At 55.5% G+C, this 19,019-nt stretch carries 17 protein-coding genes; 3 read left to right on the top strand and 14 right to left on the bottom strand.

The window, feature by feature from the left end; all coding sequences use genetic code 11:
* Nucleotides 1-29 precede the first annotated feature (29 nt).
* Nucleotides 30-224: a hypothetical protein gene (locus KIH86_RS04925; RefSeq protein ID WP_223086683.1), complete on the bottom strand. Its 195-nt coding sequence runs from the start codon at nucleotides 222-224 to the stop codon at nucleotides 30-32.
* Between the two features lie 426 nt (nucleotides 225-650).
* Here KIH86_RS04925 and proB point away from each other — a divergent pair, with 426 nt between their 5' ends.
* From proB to proC, 3 genes are read left to right on the top strand one after another with little or no spacing between them, the layout of a single operon-like run.
* On the top strand, nucleotides 651-1,757 hold the full coding sequence (gene proB / locus KIH86_RS04920) for a glutamate 5-kinase (RefSeq protein ID WP_223086677.1): 1,107 nt from the start codon (nucleotides 651-653) through the stop codon (nucleotides 1,755-1,757).
* A gap of 57 nt (nucleotides 1,758-1,814) precedes the next feature.
* Nucleotides 1,815-3,062 carry a glutamate-5-semialdehyde dehydrogenase gene (locus KIH86_RS04915; RefSeq protein ID WP_223086675.1) on the top strand — a complete coding sequence of 416 codons (1,248 nt, stop codon included), beginning with the start codon at nucleotides 1,815-1,817 and terminating at the stop codon, nucleotides 3,060-3,062.
* A gap of 29 nt (nucleotides 3,063-3,091) precedes the next feature.
* The gene (gene proC, locus KIH86_RS04910; protein ID WP_223086673.1) at nucleotides 3,092-3,982 is read left to right on the top strand and encodes a pyrroline-5-carboxylate reductase; all 891 of its coding nucleotides are present in this window, start codon (nucleotides 3,092-3,094) and stop codon (nucleotides 3,980-3,982) included.
* A 322-nt stretch (nucleotides 3,983-4,304) separates the two neighbouring features.
* Here proC and KIH86_RS04905 read toward each other — a convergent pair whose 3' ends face one another.
* From KIH86_RS04905 to panC, 13 genes are all read right to left on the bottom strand, one after another.
* Nucleotides 4,305-5,048, bottom strand: coding sequence for a DnaD domain protein (locus KIH86_RS04905; protein WP_223086671.1), 744 nt, complete (start codon nucleotides 5,046-5,048; stop codon nucleotides 4,305-4,307).
* Between the two features lie 30 nt (nucleotides 5,049-5,078).
* The gene (gene asnS / locus KIH86_RS04900) at nucleotides 5,079-6,374 is read right to left on the bottom strand and encodes an asparagine--tRNA ligase (protein WP_223086668.1); all 1,296 of its coding nucleotides are present in this window, start codon (nucleotides 6,372-6,374) and stop codon (nucleotides 5,079-5,081) included.
* A gap of 253 nt (nucleotides 6,375-6,627) precedes the next feature.
* On the bottom strand, nucleotides 6,628-7,833 hold the full coding sequence (locus tag KIH86_RS04895; RefSeq protein WP_223086666.1) for an acetate kinase: 1,206 nt from the start codon (nucleotides 7,831-7,833) through the stop codon (nucleotides 6,628-6,630).
* Complete coding sequence (locus KIH86_RS04890; RefSeq protein WP_223086663.1) at nucleotides 7,830-8,702, bottom strand: 3-hydroxyacyl-CoA dehydrogenase family protein; 873 nt, start codon at nucleotides 8,700-8,702, stop codon at nucleotides 7,830-7,832. The genes KIH86_RS04895 and KIH86_RS04890 overlap by 4 nt, the downstream gene beginning before the upstream one ends.
* A 137-nt stretch (nucleotides 8,703-8,839) precedes the next feature.
* On the bottom strand, nucleotides 8,840-10,342 hold the full coding sequence (locus KIH86_RS04885) for an AAA family ATPase (RefSeq protein ID WP_223086661.1): 1,503 nt from the start codon (nucleotides 10,340-10,342) through the stop codon (nucleotides 8,840-8,842).
* Nucleotides 10,335-10,868: a hypothetical protein gene (locus KIH86_RS04880; RefSeq protein ID WP_223086659.1), complete on the bottom strand. Its 534-nt coding sequence runs from the start codon at nucleotides 10,866-10,868 to the stop codon at nucleotides 10,335-10,337. Before KIH86_RS04880 ends, KIH86_RS04885 begins: the two co-directional genes overlap by 8 nt.
* A 250-nt stretch (nucleotides 10,869-11,118) precedes the next feature.
* Nucleotides 11,119-11,637 carry a cell wall elongation regulator TseB-like domain-containing protein gene (locus KIH86_RS04875; RefSeq protein WP_223086657.1) on the bottom strand — a complete coding sequence of 173 codons (519 nt, stop codon included), beginning with the start codon at nucleotides 11,635-11,637 and terminating at the stop codon, nucleotides 11,119-11,121.
* Between the two features lie 65 nt (nucleotides 11,638-11,702).
* Nucleotides 11,703-13,004, bottom strand: coding sequence for an amidohydrolase (locus KIH86_RS04870; RefSeq protein WP_223086654.1), 1,302 nt, complete (start codon nucleotides 13,002-13,004; stop codon nucleotides 11,703-11,705).
* Complete coding sequence (locus KIH86_RS04865) at nucleotides 12,994-13,644, bottom strand: redox-sensing transcriptional repressor Rex (RefSeq protein ID WP_223086651.1); 651 nt, start codon at nucleotides 13,642-13,644, stop codon at nucleotides 12,994-12,996. The genes KIH86_RS04870 and KIH86_RS04865 overlap by 11 nt, the downstream gene beginning before the upstream one ends.
* Before the next feature lie 357 nt (nucleotides 13,645-14,001).
* Complete coding sequence (gene dinG / locus KIH86_RS04860; RefSeq protein WP_223086649.1) at nucleotides 14,002-16,857, bottom strand: ATP-dependent DNA helicase DinG; 2,856 nt, start codon at nucleotides 16,855-16,857, stop codon at nucleotides 14,002-14,004.
* A gap of 119 nt (nucleotides 16,858-16,976) precedes the next feature.
* The gene (locus KIH86_RS04855; protein ID WP_223086646.1) at nucleotides 16,977-17,633 is read right to left on the bottom strand and encodes a tetratricopeptide repeat protein; all 657 of its coding nucleotides are present in this window, start codon (nucleotides 17,631-17,633) and stop codon (nucleotides 16,977-16,979) included.
* 118 nt (nucleotides 17,634-17,751) lie between these two features.
* Complete coding sequence (gene panD / locus KIH86_RS04850) at nucleotides 17,752-18,135, bottom strand: aspartate 1-decarboxylase (RefSeq protein ID WP_223086644.1); 384 nt, start codon at nucleotides 18,133-18,135, stop codon at nucleotides 17,752-17,754.
* Nucleotides 18,128-19,018 carry a pantoate--beta-alanine ligase gene (gene panC / locus KIH86_RS04845; RefSeq protein WP_223086641.1) on the bottom strand — a complete coding sequence of 297 codons (891 nt, stop codon included), beginning with the start codon at nucleotides 19,016-19,018 and terminating at the stop codon, nucleotides 18,128-18,130. The genes panD and panC overlap by 8 nt, the downstream gene beginning before the upstream one ends.
* Nucleotide 19,019 lies beyond the last annotated feature (1 nt).

Raw genomic sequence — 19,019 nt, 5'->3', positions numbered from 1 at the left:
AGGACGGTCTGCTTCATGCATTTATGCGCTTAATCCTGGCGATTATGAACGGCAGTCATGTGATTTTGCATATCCGGCACCCTGCCCGTATTTTCACTGACCGGACCTCTGCGCTTCGGAATTCCCGTCTTGTCCTCGATAAAATCCCGCATGATCTCCGTCTGCTGCTCCAGCGCCTCGCGGTGTTCTTCCAGCTGTTCTTCCCGCTGTTTATCCTCTGTCATTAAGAATCCACCTCCTGATCACGGACTACCCCTATTTTTACCCGATTGGAGCAAGAATAACCTGCCGGAACGGATCGGTTTTGCGTTATACGGGAAGGAACTGACTTGGCAAACCTGCCTTCGCATGGTATTCTAGTTGTCAAATAGGAAAACGTAGTGACGGGACCAGTAAGAACGCAACAAGCTGCGACAGAGAGTAAATTCCGACAGGCTGAAAGAATTTACCGTAGCCGGCGCTCCGAACCCTACCCCCGAACGGCCTGCCCGGCAGGACGAAGCCCTCACGTTACGAGGCATAAGTCGGATGATCCCTCATCAATGAAGGTGGTACCGCGGAAGTGAACCCAAGCTTTCGTCCTTTGCTCAGTCTTAGGATGGAAGCTTTTTTTGCTGTTATACACTGACAATATTTAGGAAGTGAAACACATGACCACACGTATAGTTGTCAAAATCGGCAGCAGCTCCCTGACCTCGGCGGAAGGCGGGCTTAACCGCGAGGCTGTAGCCTACTTCGCCTCGGAGATCGCCCATCTCCGCCGCTGCGGCTGCGAAGTGCTGCTTGTAACGTCCGGGGCGGTTGCGGCAGGCTTCAGGAGCATCGGCTATCAGGTCCGTCCCAAGCTCCTGCATGAGAAGCAGGCGGCAGCGGCCGTCGGGCAGGCGCTTCTGATGCAGGCTTACCAGGAGGCATTCTCCAGCCATGGATTGATCGCTGCGCAGATTCTGCTGACGCGCACCGACTTCCGCAGCAGGCGGGCGATGAACAATGCGGTGATGACGGTAGAGGAACTGCTGCGCCAAGGCGTCATTCCGATCTTCAACGAGAATGATACCGTGTCCGTCGATGAACTGAAATTCGGCGACAATGACACGTTGTCAGCGCTGGTTGCCAACCTGCTCAAAGCCTCCCGTCTGATCGTCATCACCGATATCGACGGCTTGTACAGCGGCGATCCGCGCCATAATCCGGACGCGGTGCGCTATCAGCTTGTCGAGGAGATAACACCCGAGATTTATGCTATTGCCGGCGGAGCCGGAACGGCGGTCGGGACCGGCGGCATGCGTTCCAAAATCGATGCCGCCAAGATCGCCACCAGGGGCGGCGTTCCGGTATTCGTAGGCCGGGTTACCGAATCCGGGGATCTTCTACTCGCAGCTAAGGACGAGGGCAAAGGCACCTATTTTGCCACCACCCTCTCCTCCATGTCCGTCAAGAAGCAGTGGCTCGGCTTCATGTCCACCCCGCTCGGCTCGCTGATTGTCGACGCCGGAGCGGAAGAAGCCCTCGTCTACGGCGGGCACAGCCTGCTTCCCGTTGGCGTGAAGGAGGCGCAGGGCAGCTTTCATGCCGGCGATGTCGTGGAAGTGCTCGGGCCGGAAGGCAAGCTTCTCGGCCGCGGTATCGTGAACTATGACGACGCCCAGCTCCGCAGCATCCTGGGTCTTCCCGGCAAGGAGGTTCTCAGGCGTCTTGGCGAGGAAGTCCACCGGCTGGAAGTTATTCACCGGGATGAATGGATTACGCTGGCTTGAATGCCGCCGGCTGCCGGCGGCGGATACCGGATGGAATGATGAAAAGGGGGAACGATGATGAGTGAAGTCATTGCAAAAGCAGAGCTGGCCAAGAGCGCGGTTACCACGCTTGGCAAGCTGACCACGAAGCACAAGAACGAAGCGCTGCTGATCATGGCCGATGCGCTGCAGCACAATGCCGACGCTATTATAGCGGCCAACGCTGAGGATCTGGAACGCGGAAGACAGAACGGCACGCCGGAGTCCATGCTCGATCGGCTGGCGCTGAACACCGCCCGGATTGAAGCCATTGCCGAAGGGCTCCGCCAGATTGTGGCGCTTCCCGATCCCGTAGGCGATACGCTGGAGACGATGGAGCGGCCGAACGGCTTGATCATTGAGAAAATCCGGGTTCCGCTCGGCGTCATCGGCATTATTTATGAAGCGCGACCGAACGTAACAGTGGATGCCGCAGGATTATGCCTGAAGACAGGCAATGCCGTCGTCCTTCGCGGAGGCTCGGCCGCCCTGTATACCAACCGCAGAATCGTAGAGGTGCTGCACACCGCTCTCGCTTCGACCGATATGCCGCCTGAAGCGCTCCAGCTGATCGAGGACCCGAACCGCTCTTCGGTTGATGAAATGCTGAAGCTGAACGGGCTGCTCGATGTGATCATCCCGCGCGGCGGAAGCTCGCTTATCCAGAACGTTGTCCGGAATGCAACCGTTCCGGTTATCGAGACGGGAGCCGGGATCTGCCACACTTATGTGGATGCCGCTGCCGACCCGGCCATGGCGGAAGCGATCGCGCTCAATGCGAAGGTGCAGCGTCCTTCGGTCTGCAATTCGATGGAGACGCTGCTAGTCCACCGGGTCTTCGCCGGAGAGCATCTGCCTGCCCTTGGAGAAGCCTTCAGGGACGCAAGAGTTGAGCTCCGCGGCTGCAACCGAACCCGTACCCTTATTCCATGGGCGCTGCCTGTGACCGAGGAAAATTTTGCAACGGAATATAACGACTACATTCTTAATGTCAAAGTGGTCGATGATATCGACGAAGCGCTTGAGCATATTGCCAAATACGGCACGAAGCATTCCGAATGCATCGTGACGGAGAACGAGGAGAATGCCGAACGGTTTCAGGATGAAGTGGATGCCGCTGCCGTCTACCATAACGCCTCCACCCGCTTCACAGACGGCTTCGAATTCGGTTACGGTGCCGAGATCGGGATCAGCACCCAGAAGCTGCATGCGCGCGGACCGATGGGCCTGCCGGCGCTGACCTCCGTCAAATACAAAATTTACGGGAACGGACAAATCCGGAAATAATCTATATCCGATAGGGGGAAATCCAGACCATGTGTCAACAAACCGCCAAACCGCTTATTCAGGATCAGATCGTCTTTCACGGAGCGGGCTCGATGGCTGAAGCCATCGTTCGCGGCCTAATCTCGCGTTCCGTCATTCATGCAGATCATATCGTCATGCTTAACCGCAGCAGCAGCGAGCGGCTGGCCGAGCTTCGCTCCCGGTACGGCGTTACCGGCAGCAACGATCCGGCCCAGAAGGATGCCTACCTTGCCTCCGCTCCGGTTATCGTGCTCGCTATGAAACCGAAAGACGCAGCAGCAGCGCTCCGTGCGCTCGGACCGATCCTCAACGAGAACCAGCTTATTGTCTCGGTTATTGCGGGGCTCTCCATCCGCACGATGCAGGGACTGCTCGGCCGGAAGCAGCCGGTCGTGCGCACCATGCCGAACACCTCCAGCTCCATCGGATTGGGAGCGACCGGTATCGCCTTCTCGAAGGAAGTCTCCGAGGAGCAGCGACGGCTTTCGCTGAACATTTTCGAAGCCGTCGGCATAACTTCCGTAATCGATGAAGAGCGCATGGAGACGCTGACCGGGATATCCGGCAGCGGCCCTGCTTACATCTATTACATGATGGAGGCTATGATCGCCGCCGGTATCCGGGGCGGACTGACCAAGGAGCAAAGCTCCGAGCTGACGATCCAGACGGTTCTGGGAGCAGCCCGGATGGTGCAGCAGACCGGCGAAGAGCCTGCCGACCTGCGCAAGAAAGTAACCTCCCCCGGCGGCTCGACGCAGGCCGCGCTGGAAGTGCTCGATAAAGGTGATTTCTTCGAAACCGTCATTGCGGCGGTAAGCCGCTGTGCCGAACGTTCCCGCGAGATGGGAACGGCGCTCGACCAGGAGCTCGTGAAGGATAAGGAAACCGAAGAAGCCTGATTGTGCCTCCGATTAACATCAAAAAAGCAGCTTCCGGGAATCCCGAGAGCTGCTTTTTGTTATACGCCGCGCCTGACTTCCGGCCGTTTTGGCCCTTCTGGCGCCTTTCGTTCCAGACTGTCCTTGCGGTCCTTCTGGCGGCGGCTTGCCGTCCAGATTGTCCGTATGATTCATGTGGCTCAGCATGCTATTCAGAGGTCCCTGCCATTCTGGACCTTCTGGGCATAAACCGTTAGCGCTGTCCTTCCCGTTCTCTGTTCTGACCGCTCTTGCCGTTCTGGCCATTTATGCTGTTCTGACAACCGTAGCCGCGAGAGCCGGTTTAACTTCCCCCGCGAAACCGCTGGGAGTATGCCTTGACATCCTGGGCATTCTTCACACGGTTACGGCTCCATTCCAGCAAAATACGGTCGATATAGCGGAAGTAGACCTTGCCCGCAAAGACCGATTCCTTCAGAGCGAGCCGGATCAATTCCTCCGGATACCGGTCCTGGTCCAGCCAGCCCGCAATCGTCTCGAATTCCATCGGTGACAGCGGACGTCCGAATTCCCGCTCGAATACGACGAACAGGCTGTGAGTCTCCTCCTCCGCCGTAGCGGCGTCCTTCCCCACCGCAGCTGCCGAATTGCCGCCGCTGCGCAGAGGCTGTATGCCGATGCTTCCCGCGGCCTGTCCCGGCTTGCCGCGGTCCTCCTCGCGCTGGTCGGCCAAATACCGGCCCAGCTTGTCGTACAGCCCCGAGAAATCATACCGTTCATAATGCAGCCCGAGTCCATCGTCGCTGCCGGCCTCAATCCGCAGGAAGCCTTCTTTGATCAGCTTCTGCAGCTCGCCGGCGATCGCCGAGGCGCTCCGGCCGGTTACGGCCTGAAGCTCCTCCAGCGACGGGAAGTCCTTGCCCTCCACCTGGCGGAACGATAACAGATGAATGAGCAGCAGCGTCTCGCTGCCGGTCAGATTCAGCTTCCTGTAAAAGGTAAGAAGCGCGTAGGGAATAACAGCCATTCCGCTCTGCAGCCCGAAGGACAGGCCGTTCGCCCAGCCGTTCCCTTCTCTGCTGTCCATAAGCGGCTCCTCGCTTTCGTAAATTTGATATTAAGGGTAGAGACGGTACAGCATCCGCGGGAACGGAATCGTCTCCCGCACATGGTCAAGACCGCAAATCCACGCGACCGTCCGCTCCAGCCCAAGCCCAAACCCGGAATGCGGCACGGAGCCGTAGGTGCGCAAATCCATGTACCATTTGTACGTCTCCAGGGAAAGCTCATGCTCCTTGAAACGCGCTTCCAGCAGTTCCGGATCATCGATACGCTGCGAGCCTCCGATAATTTCACCGTAGCCTTCAGGCGCGATCATATCCGCGCAAAGCACAACCTCCGGACGGTTCGGATCAGGCTTCATGTAGAATGCCTTGATGCCCGCCGGATAGTGGGTAATAAAGACCGGCTTGTCGTACTCCTCCGCAATCGCGGTTTCATGCGGCGCACCGAAGTCCTCGCCCCACGGAATGTCGAAGCCCTTGGTGTGCAGGAATTTGATCGCATCGTCATACGTAATCCGCGGGAACGGCGCCTTGATATTCTCCAGCTTCGAGACGTCGCGGCCAACGGCTTCGAGCTCTGCGCGGCAATTCTTGAGCACCGACTGCACGACATGGCTGATGAATTCCTCCTGGACACGCAGGCTCTCCTCATGCTCGGTGAACGCCATCTCCGGCTCGATCATCCAGAATTCAATCAGGTGGCGGCGCGTCTTCGACTTCTCGGCCCGGAAGGTCGGTCCGAAGGAATACACGCGTCCGAGTGCCATCGCTGCGGCTTCCATGTAGAGCTGGCCGCTCTGGGTCAGATAAGCATCCTCTTCGAAATATTTGGTGTGGAACAGGTTGGTAGTACCTTCGGCCGAGGTCGGCGTCAGGATCGGCGGATCGACCAGCGTGAAGCCGTTTATGTCAAAATACTCCTGAACCGCCCGGATAATCTCAGCCCGGATCACCAGAATCGCACGCTGCTTGGAGGAACGGAGCCACAGATGGCGGTGATCCATCAGGAAGTCGACGCCATGCTCCTTCGGGGTAATCGGATAGTTCTCGGTCAGATGCAAAATCTCGATACCCGTCACCGTCATTTCGTATCCTGACTGGCTTCTGGGCTCCTCTCGGATGATCCCGGTTACGTATAAGCTGCTCTCTTGAGTCAGACTCTTTGCCGCATCCCAGACCTCCTCCGGAACTTCCGATTTCACAACGACGCCCTGAATATATCCGGTGCCATCCCGAAGCTGCAGGAACTGGATTTTACCGCTGGAACGCTTGTTGTTCACCCAGCTGCCAATGACGACGCTTTCGCCGACATGATCCTTTACGCCTCTGATCACTGTTTTGTTAGCCATGCCCTCAATCTCTCCTCTGTCAATTTGCGGTGATAAGTCTGAAACAAACCTCTGATCCGGAGTCCGGACCCTCCCAAGATTAATCGCGTGCCAGATGCCCATCGGCGTCTTCTATACGACAATTGTTCCCCGGGAATATAAAGCCGATTATTAGCGCAAAGCCTACTTCTTATTATATTCCGAAAAATTCCACAGCCAAAGACCTGATCGGCCTTTGGCTGTGAAGTTTCCGCCTATATTCAATTGTAACTCTTTATCCTTGCGCTTGCACGATACGCAGCGTATCGCGAGCGATTACGAGCTCCTCGTTCGTCGGAACGACGAGAACCTCCACCTTGGAGCCCGCAGTCGAAATGCGGCGAGGATCGCCGGAACGAACCTTATTGGCTTCGCGGTCAAGCTCGATGCCGAGGTAGGTCAGGTTGCTGAGAACCTTCTCGCGCAGCAGGGAGGCGTTCTCGCCGACGCCAGCCGTGAAGACGATGACGTCAACGCCGTCCATGGCTGCCACATAGGAACCGATGTACTTGCGGAGCCGGTATTCATACATTTCAAAGGCCAGGGTCGAGTTAGGCTCGCCTTTCTCGTAACCGTCGATGATGTCGCGCATGTCGCTGCTTGTGCCGGAGATCGCGAGCAGGCCGCTGTGCTTGTTCAGCATGGAGCTTGCTTCGCCTGATGTCAGCTCTTCCTTGTTCATGACATAAGGAACGACAGCGGGGTCGATGTCTCCGCTTCGCGTACCCATCATGAGACCTTCCAGCGGAGTCATGCCCATGGAAGTATCAACAGAGATGCCCCCTTGGACGGCTGTTACGCTGGCGCCGTTGCCGATATGGCAGGTAATGATCTTAAGGTCTTCCACCGGACGTCCGAGGAACTCGGCAGCGGCCTTGCTGACGAAGTCATGGGACGTGCCGTGGGCGCCGTAGCGGCGAACCTTGTACTTATTGTACAGAACGCGCGGAATGGCATACATATAGGCTTTCTCCGGCATCGTCTGGTGGAACGCAGTGTCGAATACGACAACCTGCGGCACGCCCGGCATATTGGTCTCCGCAGCGGTGATCCCCATAACGGCAGCCGGATTATGTAACGGCGCCAGGTCGAACAGACGGCGAATTTCCGATTTGGCGGGTCCGTCAACGAGAGCCGATTCCTTGAAGACCTCGCCGCCGTGCACGACGCGGTGGCCGACGGCGTTGATTTCTCCGATGGAATCGATCACACCATGCTCTTTATCGGTCAGGGCGGACAGCACTTTCCGGATCGCTGTCGTATGCTCCAGAATTTCGCTGACCTCCGTATATTCCTGCTTGCCTGTCGGCTTGTGGGTCAGAATGGAGGAATCCATCCCGATACGCTCAACCAGCCCTTTTGCCAGGACGGATTCGTCCGTCATATCGTACAGCTGATATTTCAGCGAAGAAGAACCTGCGTTAATTACGAGAACTTTCATATCCGGTCACCATCCTTGTCATACTTGAAGAAGCCTTCGCCCGATTTCATACCCAGATGCCCTGCGCGAACCATCTTCTTGAGAATCGTGGAAGGGCGGTATTTCAGTTCGCCGAACTCGCGGAACATCCGTTCCAGGGCAGCAAGAACCGAATCCAGACCGAAGCGGTCGGCCATCTCAAGCGGACCATATTGGAACTGGTAGCCAACGCGCATGGCATCGTCGATATCCTTGGCGGACGCGACGCCTTCCTGAAGAACATGCATCGCTTCGTTGATGAACAGGCAAATAAGGCGTGAGGTTACAAATCCCGGGGATTCGTAAATCATGACGCCTTTCTTCTCAACGACTTCATCGACGAATGCCTTGGTATTCTCAAAAGTGGGATCGGAGGTTTTCAGGCCGCGTACGATTTCAACGACGTCAACCTTGGCTACCGGATAAATAAAGTGCATGCCAATAACACGCTCCGGATACATGGTCGAGCTGGCAAGCTCGGTCAAGCTGAGCGTGGACGTATTGCTGGCGAGAATGATATTGTTCGGACAAACCTGATCGAGCTGATTGAATACCTTCTTCTTCTCCTCCAGATCCTCGATAATCGTCTCAATGACCATATCGCAGGAGCTGAGTTCGGCGAAGTGGGTAACTTTCTGGATACGGCCGAGAATCAGTTTCTTCTCCGCTTGGGTGATCGCCCATTTCTCCAGCTGTTTATCCAGACTTGTCTCAATCATACTGTAGGAATAATCCAGTTTCTCCGGGGTCTTCTCTACGAGAAGCACATCAAGGCCCTTGGCTGCCAGCATTTCGGCAATCCCCTGTCCCATCGTGCCTCCGCCGATGACACCGATTTTTTTGAAATTCATAAAAAGCCTCCATCCTTTCAGGTATCTCTGCAATTGTCGCAGGACCTATTTTTCTGTCGAAATAAATCAACATACTCCGACATATAATAATATCTTAGCATGCCGGAAAAGTAAAAAAAAATAACCGGCATAAAGAATTATGCCGGTAAAAGTACACTGTCACTAAATTGACAACGAAATTGCTCGCCGGACAACACTTCTTCCTTCATGAGAACGTCCAGGGAATAATCGAAGATAGGCCGCTTGTTCTCAAGGATGTCTCGTGTGCGGGCCATAAGATCGTCCAGAATGCTGGCGTTCTCTTTCATGATTTCTTCCGTCGTAACCATTTCAAGCTTGGCTATGCCAAGCGACGTCAGGCCCGATTTCATCATCATTTCCACAATGCCGAGCGCCTGATCGAAGTCGCCCCGTGAGCCCGTGCTGCGTCCGCCATAGAAAATTTCCTCGGCTGCGGCGCCGCCCAGCGCGATCATAATCTGCTCTTCCAAAAACTCCTTAGTATATAAGTACTGTTCCTGCTGCGGATTATGTCTTACATAACCGAGAGCCTGTCCGCGCGGAGTCAGCGTAACCTGGCTGACGCTTCCCGGACGCAGAGCTTCCGCCATGATGGCGTGTCCCAGCTCGTGGATTGCCACGCGCTTCTTCTCTTCCTGATTGGTCTCACGGTCCGTCTTCTCGCCCATCATGACTTTGTCAATCGCCATTGCCATATGCCGCTGCTCCACCTGCGTCAGGTTCTCGCGCATCATGTAGATGGCGGCTTCGTTCATGACGCTCTCAAGCTGGGCGCCGGAGAAATTATAGGCCTCCTCAGCGATCTTGTCGAGATCAACGCTATCATGCAGCGGTTTGTTCTTCGCATGCAGCTCCAGAATCGACTTGCGTCCCTTCTTGTCGGGCATGTCCACCTGAATATGACGATCGAACCGTCCAGGGCGCAGCAGTGCCGAGTCCAACATCTCCTTGCGGTTCGTAGCGGCGATGAGCAGAATACGCGGCGTATCGGAATTATAGATGCCGTCCATCTCGGTAAGGAGCTGGTTCAGCGTCTGATCATACTCCCGCTGCTGGCCGCCTTCACGCTTGCCGCCGATAACATCGATTTCATCGATAAAAATAATTGCGCTCTCTTTGTTCTCCTTCGCCGCGCGGCTCCGGGCATCCTTGAAGAGATCGCGAATGCGGCCGGCGCCGACACCGACGTACATCTCCACAAATTCACTGCCCGAAGCTGCCACAAATACGGAATTGGTGTAATGCGCAGCGGCTTTGGCCATCAATGTCTTACCGGTTCCGGGAGGTCCGGTCAGCAGGATGCCCTTCAGAGGGCGAATGCCGAACTTGCTGATCTCTTCATGTCGGATCAAGAAGTCAAGCGCCTCGCGCAGCTCCTGCTTCGCGTTATCCTGGCCGCCGATTTCCTCAAAGGTCAGCTTCGCAGGTCCAGCCTTCTTACGCTTCTTCTCCGCACCCGCACTAACGGCAATTCCGCCCCGCATATGCGTAATGAACAGCAAGCCGCCGATCATGACGGCCGCTATAATAACCGGCACGATATTGAAGCCGAGAAAAGCCAGAAAAATGAGCAATACAGGCACGAATCCGATGATGAGTTCCTTGGTCCATTTAGGCATTGTTCCATACCCCCAGCTTCTCAGCCTGGCGCGGCAGAATGATAAACTTGCTCTCCTTGCCGTCCGAAAGGCTTACATACACATTGTTTTCGTCAATTTCCGTCGTCGCCGTAACAGCGGTGAACTCTTTCGACAAATCATTCAACGTTTCGGGAATCAGCGTGTACTTGCCGCTCTCCATAGCTTCGGCGACCGAGAACAGCGCCTTGCTCCAGTAATCGTCCAGCGTCTGATTGGAATGCTGTGTTACATCAAGCTTCACGGCGCGGCTCCCGATAATAGGTTTGCCTTCCGTTTCAATATATTGAACCAGCTCACGCAATTTCGTGCCCGGCTGCAACTCGAGTTTCAAATTGACCTCATCGCGGTTAATAGAGATTTGGGAGGTCTTGACTCCCTGGTAACTGCTTACGATTTTTTCCAGCGGCTCTTGAACAGCGAACTCCCGATACAGGAACCAACCGCCGAACAGGACGGCAGCAGACAGCACCGCGGTCAGCAGTACAGGCATTAGACGAAGTTTCAAACAGCGTCCTCCTCTCTGAGATACAACGAATGAATCCATATTTTTGTCGTCATTCCGTGACCGACATTTTTTGTCGTGCCTTTGAATACATCTAGTAGTATATCATAGGAGTATATACGAAAACGATTGATTTGTGAATATTATTTAAAATTTAACCTTCTATTTTCTGCCTATTTTTTTTTTTTATCAAGAGAACACCAAAAACCCTTCAGAGCACTATGCCCTGAAGGGTTTAATTATGTCGGCAATGTCAACGACTTGGCAAGGCGTACCCTTCTCCAATTTGCTGACCGTCCGAGAACCGATAGAACTTGTAATAATACTTGTCATCCTCTTTACAAAAAAGCTGCCAGACATACTCTCCGTTATACGCGCCGGCAAGCAGACGTTTGATTTGGACGCCAGGAATCGATGACTCGATCAACTGCCTCATCTTCTTCTCGGAGACGCCTTTGGAGACCTCCTGGGCATACACGCCGTTCTGTCCGCTGGCCGGCTTGCCGTCCTCCGTGAACCGAACCCAGACCATCGTATCGGCTCCGGATTTGTTCTTGCCGCTGACGACCCAGTAGATGGAGTTCGCGTCCCACACCGATTTCTGGGCACCGTCAATCTCCGTCAGCCCCGCCGAGCTGCTTGCCACAGCTTCGGCCGCGCTTCGCTCATTCCATTGATCCCTCAGTACGTAGGCGAAGAATTGATAGAGGGCAAACAGAAAGAGTACAGCCAGAAAGATTCCGTACAGAATCCATTTTCTCCTAGTTCTCAACGTGCAGTTCTCCTTCTATGAGGTTTGAGTTCCCGTTGTCGCCGGCAGGCACAGGCAAGTGTGAGCTACCTTTTGAGCAATCCCTCAAACGCTTCCTGCGCCTTGCGGCGGACTTCTTCCTCATCAAGGGTCAGGCATAGGCCGTGCTTCACAACCTGCTTGCCGTCGACCCACACATGCTCGACATCCTTGGCGCTCGCTGAGTATACGGCATGTGATATCAGATCCGTATGCGGTAACAGATGCGGCTGGTCAATGTCCAGGGCGATAAAATCCGCCTTCATACCGGGCGCAAGCTTGCCTACCTGATCCAGGAAAATCGACTTCGCGCCATACTCTGTCGCCATAAGAAGCGCTTCACCCGCAGGGACCGCCGTCGGATCACCGGAGACGCCTTTATGGATCAAGGCAGCCAGGCGCATTTCCTCGAACATGTCCAGATTATTGTTGCTCGCAGGACCGTCCGTTCCCAGGGAGACGGGAACGCCTGCCTTAAGCAGTTCGGGAACCCGCGCTACTCCGCTTGCCAATTTCAGATTGCTTCCCGGATTGTGGGAGACACCGACCTGATAACGGGCCAGTATTTCAATCTCCTCGTCATTCAGATGCACGCCATGCGCCACAAGGGACGGGCGGGTGAACATGCCGAGCTTCTCCAGATGGGCGACGGGACGCAGGCCGAAGTCCGCCTCATTTTGCTCCACTTCCCGGCGGGTCTCCGACATATGGGTATGCATGGGAAGGTCCAAATCATGCGCGGCCTGAACGAATTTCTCGAAGAAATCGGGAGGGCATGTATACGGGGAGTGCGGCGATATCATCGCGGTTATCCGTCCGCCTGCACTTCCGTGATAATTCTTGGCGAAGGCAACGGCTTCCGCCAGCTTCTGACGCTGCACCTCTTCCGGGCACAGTCCAATGACGCCGCGCATCAGTACAGAGCGTATGCCGGATTTCTCCGACACCTCGGCTACCCTGTCCATATGATCGTACATATCAAGGAAGGTAGTCGTGCCGCCCTTCAGCATTTCCAGGACGGACAGAGCGGTTCCCCAGTATACGTCATCCCCGGTGAACTTCGCTTCCATCGGCCACATTTTCTCCTCCAGCCAGATCTGCAGCGCGAGATCGTCCCCATAGCCGCGGAGCAGTGACATCGCCGCATGACCATGCGTATTGACCAGACCGGGCATGAATAGCAGCCGGCTGCCGTCAAATGTCTCCACGCCTTCCGGAACAGCCGCAAGAGCTTCCCCTATGTATGTGATTACCCCATTCTCTACAATCATATCTCCGCCGATTACGGCAGGCTTGTCATCTCCGGGCACGACAAATTTGCCGCCGCGGACGATCCACTTATCGCTCATTCTGCTCTTCGTCCTTTCCGTCATGCAGATAATAGGCAAGACTCTGCAGATCCGTTGTAAAATCGGCCGCGTGCACACGAACCTCCGCTGGCGTCTTCAGGATGACCGGGGCAAAATTAAGGATGGCCTCGATCCCTGATTCAATCAGCAGATTTGCCACATTCTGAGCCTCCTGATCCGGCACGGTAATAATGCCGATGCGGATGCCTTGTTCGCGGACGGTCTTGGACAGCTCTTCCATCGGCTGCACGGTCAGCGTATTGATTTGGGTTCCGACCTTCGGCTGATAGGAATCGAAGACGGCCGTAATTTTCATCGTGTCTTTTAAATAGGCGTTATAATTGGACAGCGCGTGGCCGAGATTACCGGCTCCGACCAGAGCAACATTGATCGGCTGGTCCAGCTTGAGAATGTGCCGGATTTTCTCGATCAGATAAGCCACATCGTAGCCAATGCCTTTTCTGCCGAAATCTCCAAAATAAGCCAGATCCTTGCGGATCTGGGCAGGATTCAAATCCAGACGTTGACCCAATTCCTGAGAAGAGACAGTGGAGATTTCGCGCCGGTGCAGGTCGTTCAGAAAGCGCAGGTATACAGGCAGCCTGCGTACAACGGCCTCTGATATTTTGTCCGATTTCATGAGTTCTCCTCCTATTCGATATCGGCAGCCTTTCATCCCGAACCTCTCAAAGCCCAGCCTTTCGATCATGGTCTAAGCAGCAGCCGATGTATCGGAACCCGCATAACGGTGTCTGTACGAGCCAGATAGACGGCTGAGCTTTGGCGGCTTGGGACATAAGGACCGCTTAAGCATCCCTGCCGGGACGCCTATAAGGATACGGGAGCTGCAGCCGCCAATATGAGCGGAATGCATTCCCGGAATACGGATAAATCATAAGAGTAACAGCCGAGATCAGCCTATCCGTTAGTTATGGCTAATCCGGCCATAGAATCATTAAGGGCTGCGGTATATTAAACTGTCATCCGCAGCAGGTTATTAGGATGCACCGTCCTGATGAAGCCATTCTGCGATGCGCGGAACCATCTGCTGGGTCGTCATATGCTCCATCTTGGGTCCAGGCAGCGAGTACAGGAAGTACTTGCCGTAATAAGACTCGATGACCCTGGTATCATATACGATAACGATACCCCTGTCCTGCGCGGTCCGGACGAGCCGGCCGAAGCCCTGCTTGAAGCGGATGACCGCCTGAGGCACGGAGAGCTTCATGAACGGATTCTTCTTCTGGGCTTGAAGCAGCTCGGACTTGGCTTCCGCAAGCGGATGGTTCGGCGGCTGAAACGGCAGTCTGACAATCGCCAGACAGGTCAGCGCATCGCCGGGTATGTCAACGCCTTCCCAGAAGCTGCTCGTTCCCAGCAGGACGGAAGCGGATTTCTCCTGGAAGCGTCTCAGAAGCTTGCTCCGGCTGCCGCCCTCCACACCCTGTCCGAGCACAGCGATATCCTGGACGGCAAGGGCATCCTTAAGCGGCTCATACACCTGGCGAAGCATTTTGTATGACGTGAACAGCACCAGCATCCGCCCCTGTGTCGTCACTGCGGCTTCCGCAAGCGACTGGACAAGCATATCGACGAATCTGGCGTCGCCTACGGTCCCCTTGACGCTTGGGAAGTCCCGCGGAATAACGAGCAGCGCCTGGTCTCTGTACTTGAACGGAGAAGGCAGCTGCACAGTCTTGAGCCGTTCCTGCTCCTGCGCTTCGTTCAGCCCGAGGCTCTCGATCATATACTGAAACGATTTGTCAACGGAGAGAGTCGCCGAGGTGAGCACCGCGCTTTTCTTCTTGTCGAAGAACAGATCCTTTAGCTGAGTGCTGACATCGACCGGCACGGCATACAGCTGCAGCGATTTGCTGCGGTAATTACCGTTCGCCTCAAGCCAATATACTACATTCTCGTCGTTCATTCCCATAAAAAACCGCACCTGTTCCCGGATTTCGGCCAAATCCTTGAATAATCCGCCGATATCGGTCACGAGGCTGTCCGAAGTAGACTGCCCTTCCTGATCACGCATTTCGTTGAGCATCCCCTCACCCTTGCGGATCGCGTCGCTCAGAGAGCTGTGGAACTTCTGCTCAAGCGCGGCAAGCTCTTCCCAGTCCTGCGGCTTGCGGGAAGGCAGAAGGCGATGAACCAGCTGACCGGCTTCACCCCCCGCGTCGGCGCGCTCCGGAATCAGCATGAACAGCTTCTCGCTCAGGAGTTCCCATGATTCCTTGACGGTTAGCAGGTCCGGATACAATCGGTCGATAATCGAGCTCCATTCCGCCGCCTGCTCGCTTCCAGAGCTTTGCAGCACATGGCGCAGCGCAGGCAGCTGACCGTTTCGGCTGTCCTTGTACAACCGGCTTAGCGTGTGGGACACCGTGAAATGCTTCATGCTCATCCCCAGATGCTTCCCGGCGACTTCCTCCAGCTGGTGGGCTTCGTCAATAACCAGGTATTCATAAGACGGCAGAAGCTGGTGTCCGGCCTTCACGTCGGCGAACAGCTTCGAGTGATTTGTGATGACGACATCCGCATTGCCCGCTTCATGCTTCGCCCGGTGATAGTAGCATTTGCGGAACCACGGGCAGGACCGTCCCAGGCAGGAATCGGTATCACTGGCAACTGTCTCCCAGTAATCGCCGCCCCTGCCTCCAAGGTTCAATTCCTCATCGTCGCCCGATTCGGTCTGGGTCAGCCAGACGATCATCTGCGCCGATGTAAGCGTATCCTCACGGGGAAGGGCAAATTCCTTTGCGTTTATTTTATGTTCAAATTTGCGCAGACACAAATAGTGTCCTCTTCCCTTAAAGACCGCAGCCTTGAACGGGAACGGAACGGTCTCTGTCAGCAGCGGAATATCCCGTTCCCTGAGCTGGTCCTGCAGGTTGATGGTATGCGTGCTGACCATCACCTTCTCGCCGGTCTTGACGCTCTGGTAAATGGCGGGCAGCAAATAACCGAGCGATTTGCCGGTTCCGGTTCCCGCTTCGATCAGCAGATGCTTCTCGTCTTGAAGCGCCCGGTACACCTCTTCAAACATCTGATCCTGCGCCTGGCGGTCCTCGTACTGGGGCAGAAGCGCCTTCAGACGTGTCTTGACCTCATCGAGATACTCGCCGAACGACAGATGCTCTGCCGGATAATCCCCTTCCTCGCGAGGCGGGGACAGCTCGGACCAATCGCCGACGGCAAGCGCCAGTTGACGATAGAACTGCAGGTCGCTGTCCGGCTGGAACGCCTCCATCTCGCGCTCTTTGAGCAGGCCGTCGAAGAACCAGCTGAGATCACTGTCCTCGCCGCTGAACAGTTCCGCCAGACGCTGAATGGTCAGAAGAGGGAGCTCGTTCAGCTCATTCAGGCAGCGGAGCAGCACCAGAGCGGTCGCCAGAGCATCGCTGTCCGCCTGGTGCGGACGCTCATGGGTTAGTCCGAAATGGGAGCTAACTGCGCCGAGCTGGTAGGAGCTGAGTGAGGGAAAGCAGATTTTGAGAAAATCAATCGTATCCAGAATACGGCCCCGGAACGGCAGATATCCGCAGCGGTCCAGGGCGTTTTGCAGAAAATGGAAATCAAAAGCAACATTATGCCCTACCAGCACCACATCGTCAAGCAGCGGCACCAGCTCCATCATCATTTCTTCCAGCTCGGGCGCATCCGCAACATCGCTGTCCGTAATGCCGGTCAAGCCCGTGATAAAAGGGGGAATGGGTCCTCCGGGCTTGACGTAGGAACCGTATACACGCGAAATGGACCGGTCTTCTTCTATGATGGCAAGTCCGACCTGAATGATTTCACCCACGGACTGGGTTCCCGTTGTTTCAAAATCAAGCACGGCAAATTTCATGATGATCTATGACCCTTTCATTTGAGACTCTACCTCAGCATAACAGAAAGTGCGAAAAAAGGCGATGCACACCGCCAGTAAGCTGGGGCTGCATCGCTTGAATTAACCGTCTGTTCTGTTCACAGCAGAGAGACAAGCTGGCTTCCGAATTCAAGCTCGCCGCTGCCCCTGGTACATACCTGGAGATTGCGCTCAGGTTCTGGAAAACCGGGATCATATCTCAGCGCAAGTGAAAATAATTCCCTGGCCTCGTCGAAGCGCCGTCCGGAAGCTGCAATACAGCCCATAGCATTGTAAATATGCGCCTTCAGCTTCCTTCCTTGAACCACGGAGAGCATATGCTTCAGATGCTCCCATGCCTCGGCGGTATCGCCCAGATAGAGATGGGACATGGCGAGGTATAATCTCGGCGCCGGATGGTCGGGGTAGCGGGCAAGAACGACTTTGAACTGCTCGATGCATTTGGGATACATCAGGAGCTTGTAATAGCCCTGCCCGCGGACAAAATTCTCCATCTCGGAAGGATCTTCCGTCATGGGTCCGGCATCGGGAGCGTGCTGCGCTTCCCCCTGCTCTTCCTCAATTCCGATATTCTGGCGAAACAGGCTTAGCGCCTCCGCAAAGGCCAGCCATTCGTCAAGCGCCTCGTCGCTGAGGTTCCGAAGCATCCGGTATTTGCCCAGAAGGTCCTGGCGCCTTGCACCCTCGGAGCCGGGCAGCTCCCTTGCAATGTCGGTCAGCATGTGTTTCATTTCGGCAAACATCTGTTGAAACATAAGGGTGGTCCCTCCTTGCCGATAATAAAATCAGTGCGGCTTGCCTGACTTCATTGTTCGCCCGGAGGGACCCTTTCATGCGTGGCAGACATTGCTTAATGCGTAAGAAGAAGCCCTGTCAGGCCGTTGTTGCATGAAGCTCCTTGTGCTCAAGCTTCACCGGCTTGTTGTTCCCGTCCACAAACACAACGATCGGCTTGTGGCCTTCAAGCTCTTCCTTGGACAGTATGGCATAGGAGATAATGATGACCGTATCGCCCGGCTGCACCAGCCGTGCCGCTGCGCCGTTCAGACAGATCACTCCGCTGCCCCGGGGGCCGGGAATGACGTAGGTCTCCAGACGCGAGCCGTTATTGTTGTCCACGATCTGAACCTTCTCGTTCTCGAGCAGATCGGCCGCTTCCATCAAATCCTCATCGATCGTGATGCTGCCCACATAATTCAGATTGGCTTCGGTCACCGTAGCCCGATGTATCTTGGACTTCATCATATGTCTATACAAGTGCAGCTACCTCCTTCGGCGTGAAGACGATATTGTCGATCAGGCGGGTGCGGCCGAAACGGACAGCCAGCGCCATAATGATCTCTCCCTCCGCCCGGGTGAGCGGAAGATCGGCATCGAGGGGCTCAAGCGCCGGGAAGCTCAAAATATCGGCGTAGTCGATATCCGCCAGCGGCGATTCCGAAATCACGGATACGATCAGCTCGCGGGCTTCGCTCGCGGTAACGACCCGGCCGTCCTCGATCGCAGCCCGTGCTTCCCGGAGGGAGCGTGACAGAACAAGCGCCTGGCGGCGTTTCTCAGCGGACAGATACACGTTGCGGGAGCTGAGCGCCAGCCCGTCGGACTCACGAATGAGCGGACAGGGCACAATCGTAACGTTCATATTGAGATCTTCGACCATCTGCGTGAGCACAGCTACCTGCTGGGCGTCCTTCAGGCCGAAGAATGCATAGTCAGGCTGCACCATATTAATCAGCTTGGTCACAACGGTTGTGACGCCGTCGAAGTGTCCCGGACGGGAAGCGCCGCAGAGCTTGTCCGTCAGGCCGGAGACATTGATTTTGGTGCGGGTCGGTTTCGGATACATTTCCTGGGCCAAGGGAATAAATACAATATCAACCCCCCGGGATTCCGCAAGCGCAAGATCCCGAATCTCGTCACGGGGATAGGATTCATAATCTTCGCCGGGCCCGAACTGAATCGGATTCACGAAGATGCTCATGACCACAATGCCGCAGATTTCCTTCGCCCGGCGAAGCAGGCTGGCATGGCCTTCATGCAGAAAGCCCATCGTCGGAACCAGTCCGACGGGACCGCGTCCTTCGCTCCGAAGCTGACCCAAGGATTCTCTAAGCTGTTCAACCGTTCTAACGACTTTCATA

The sequence above is a fragment of the Paenibacillus sinensis genome, from assembly GCF_019904155.1.
In the GTDB taxonomy this organism is placed as follows: domain Bacteria; phylum Bacillota; class Bacilli; order Paenibacillales; family Paenibacillaceae; genus Paenibacillus_AQ; species Paenibacillus_AQ sinensis.
Note: the sequence above shows the minus strand (reverse complement) of the source record. Positions and strands in the feature narration are given on the sequence as shown.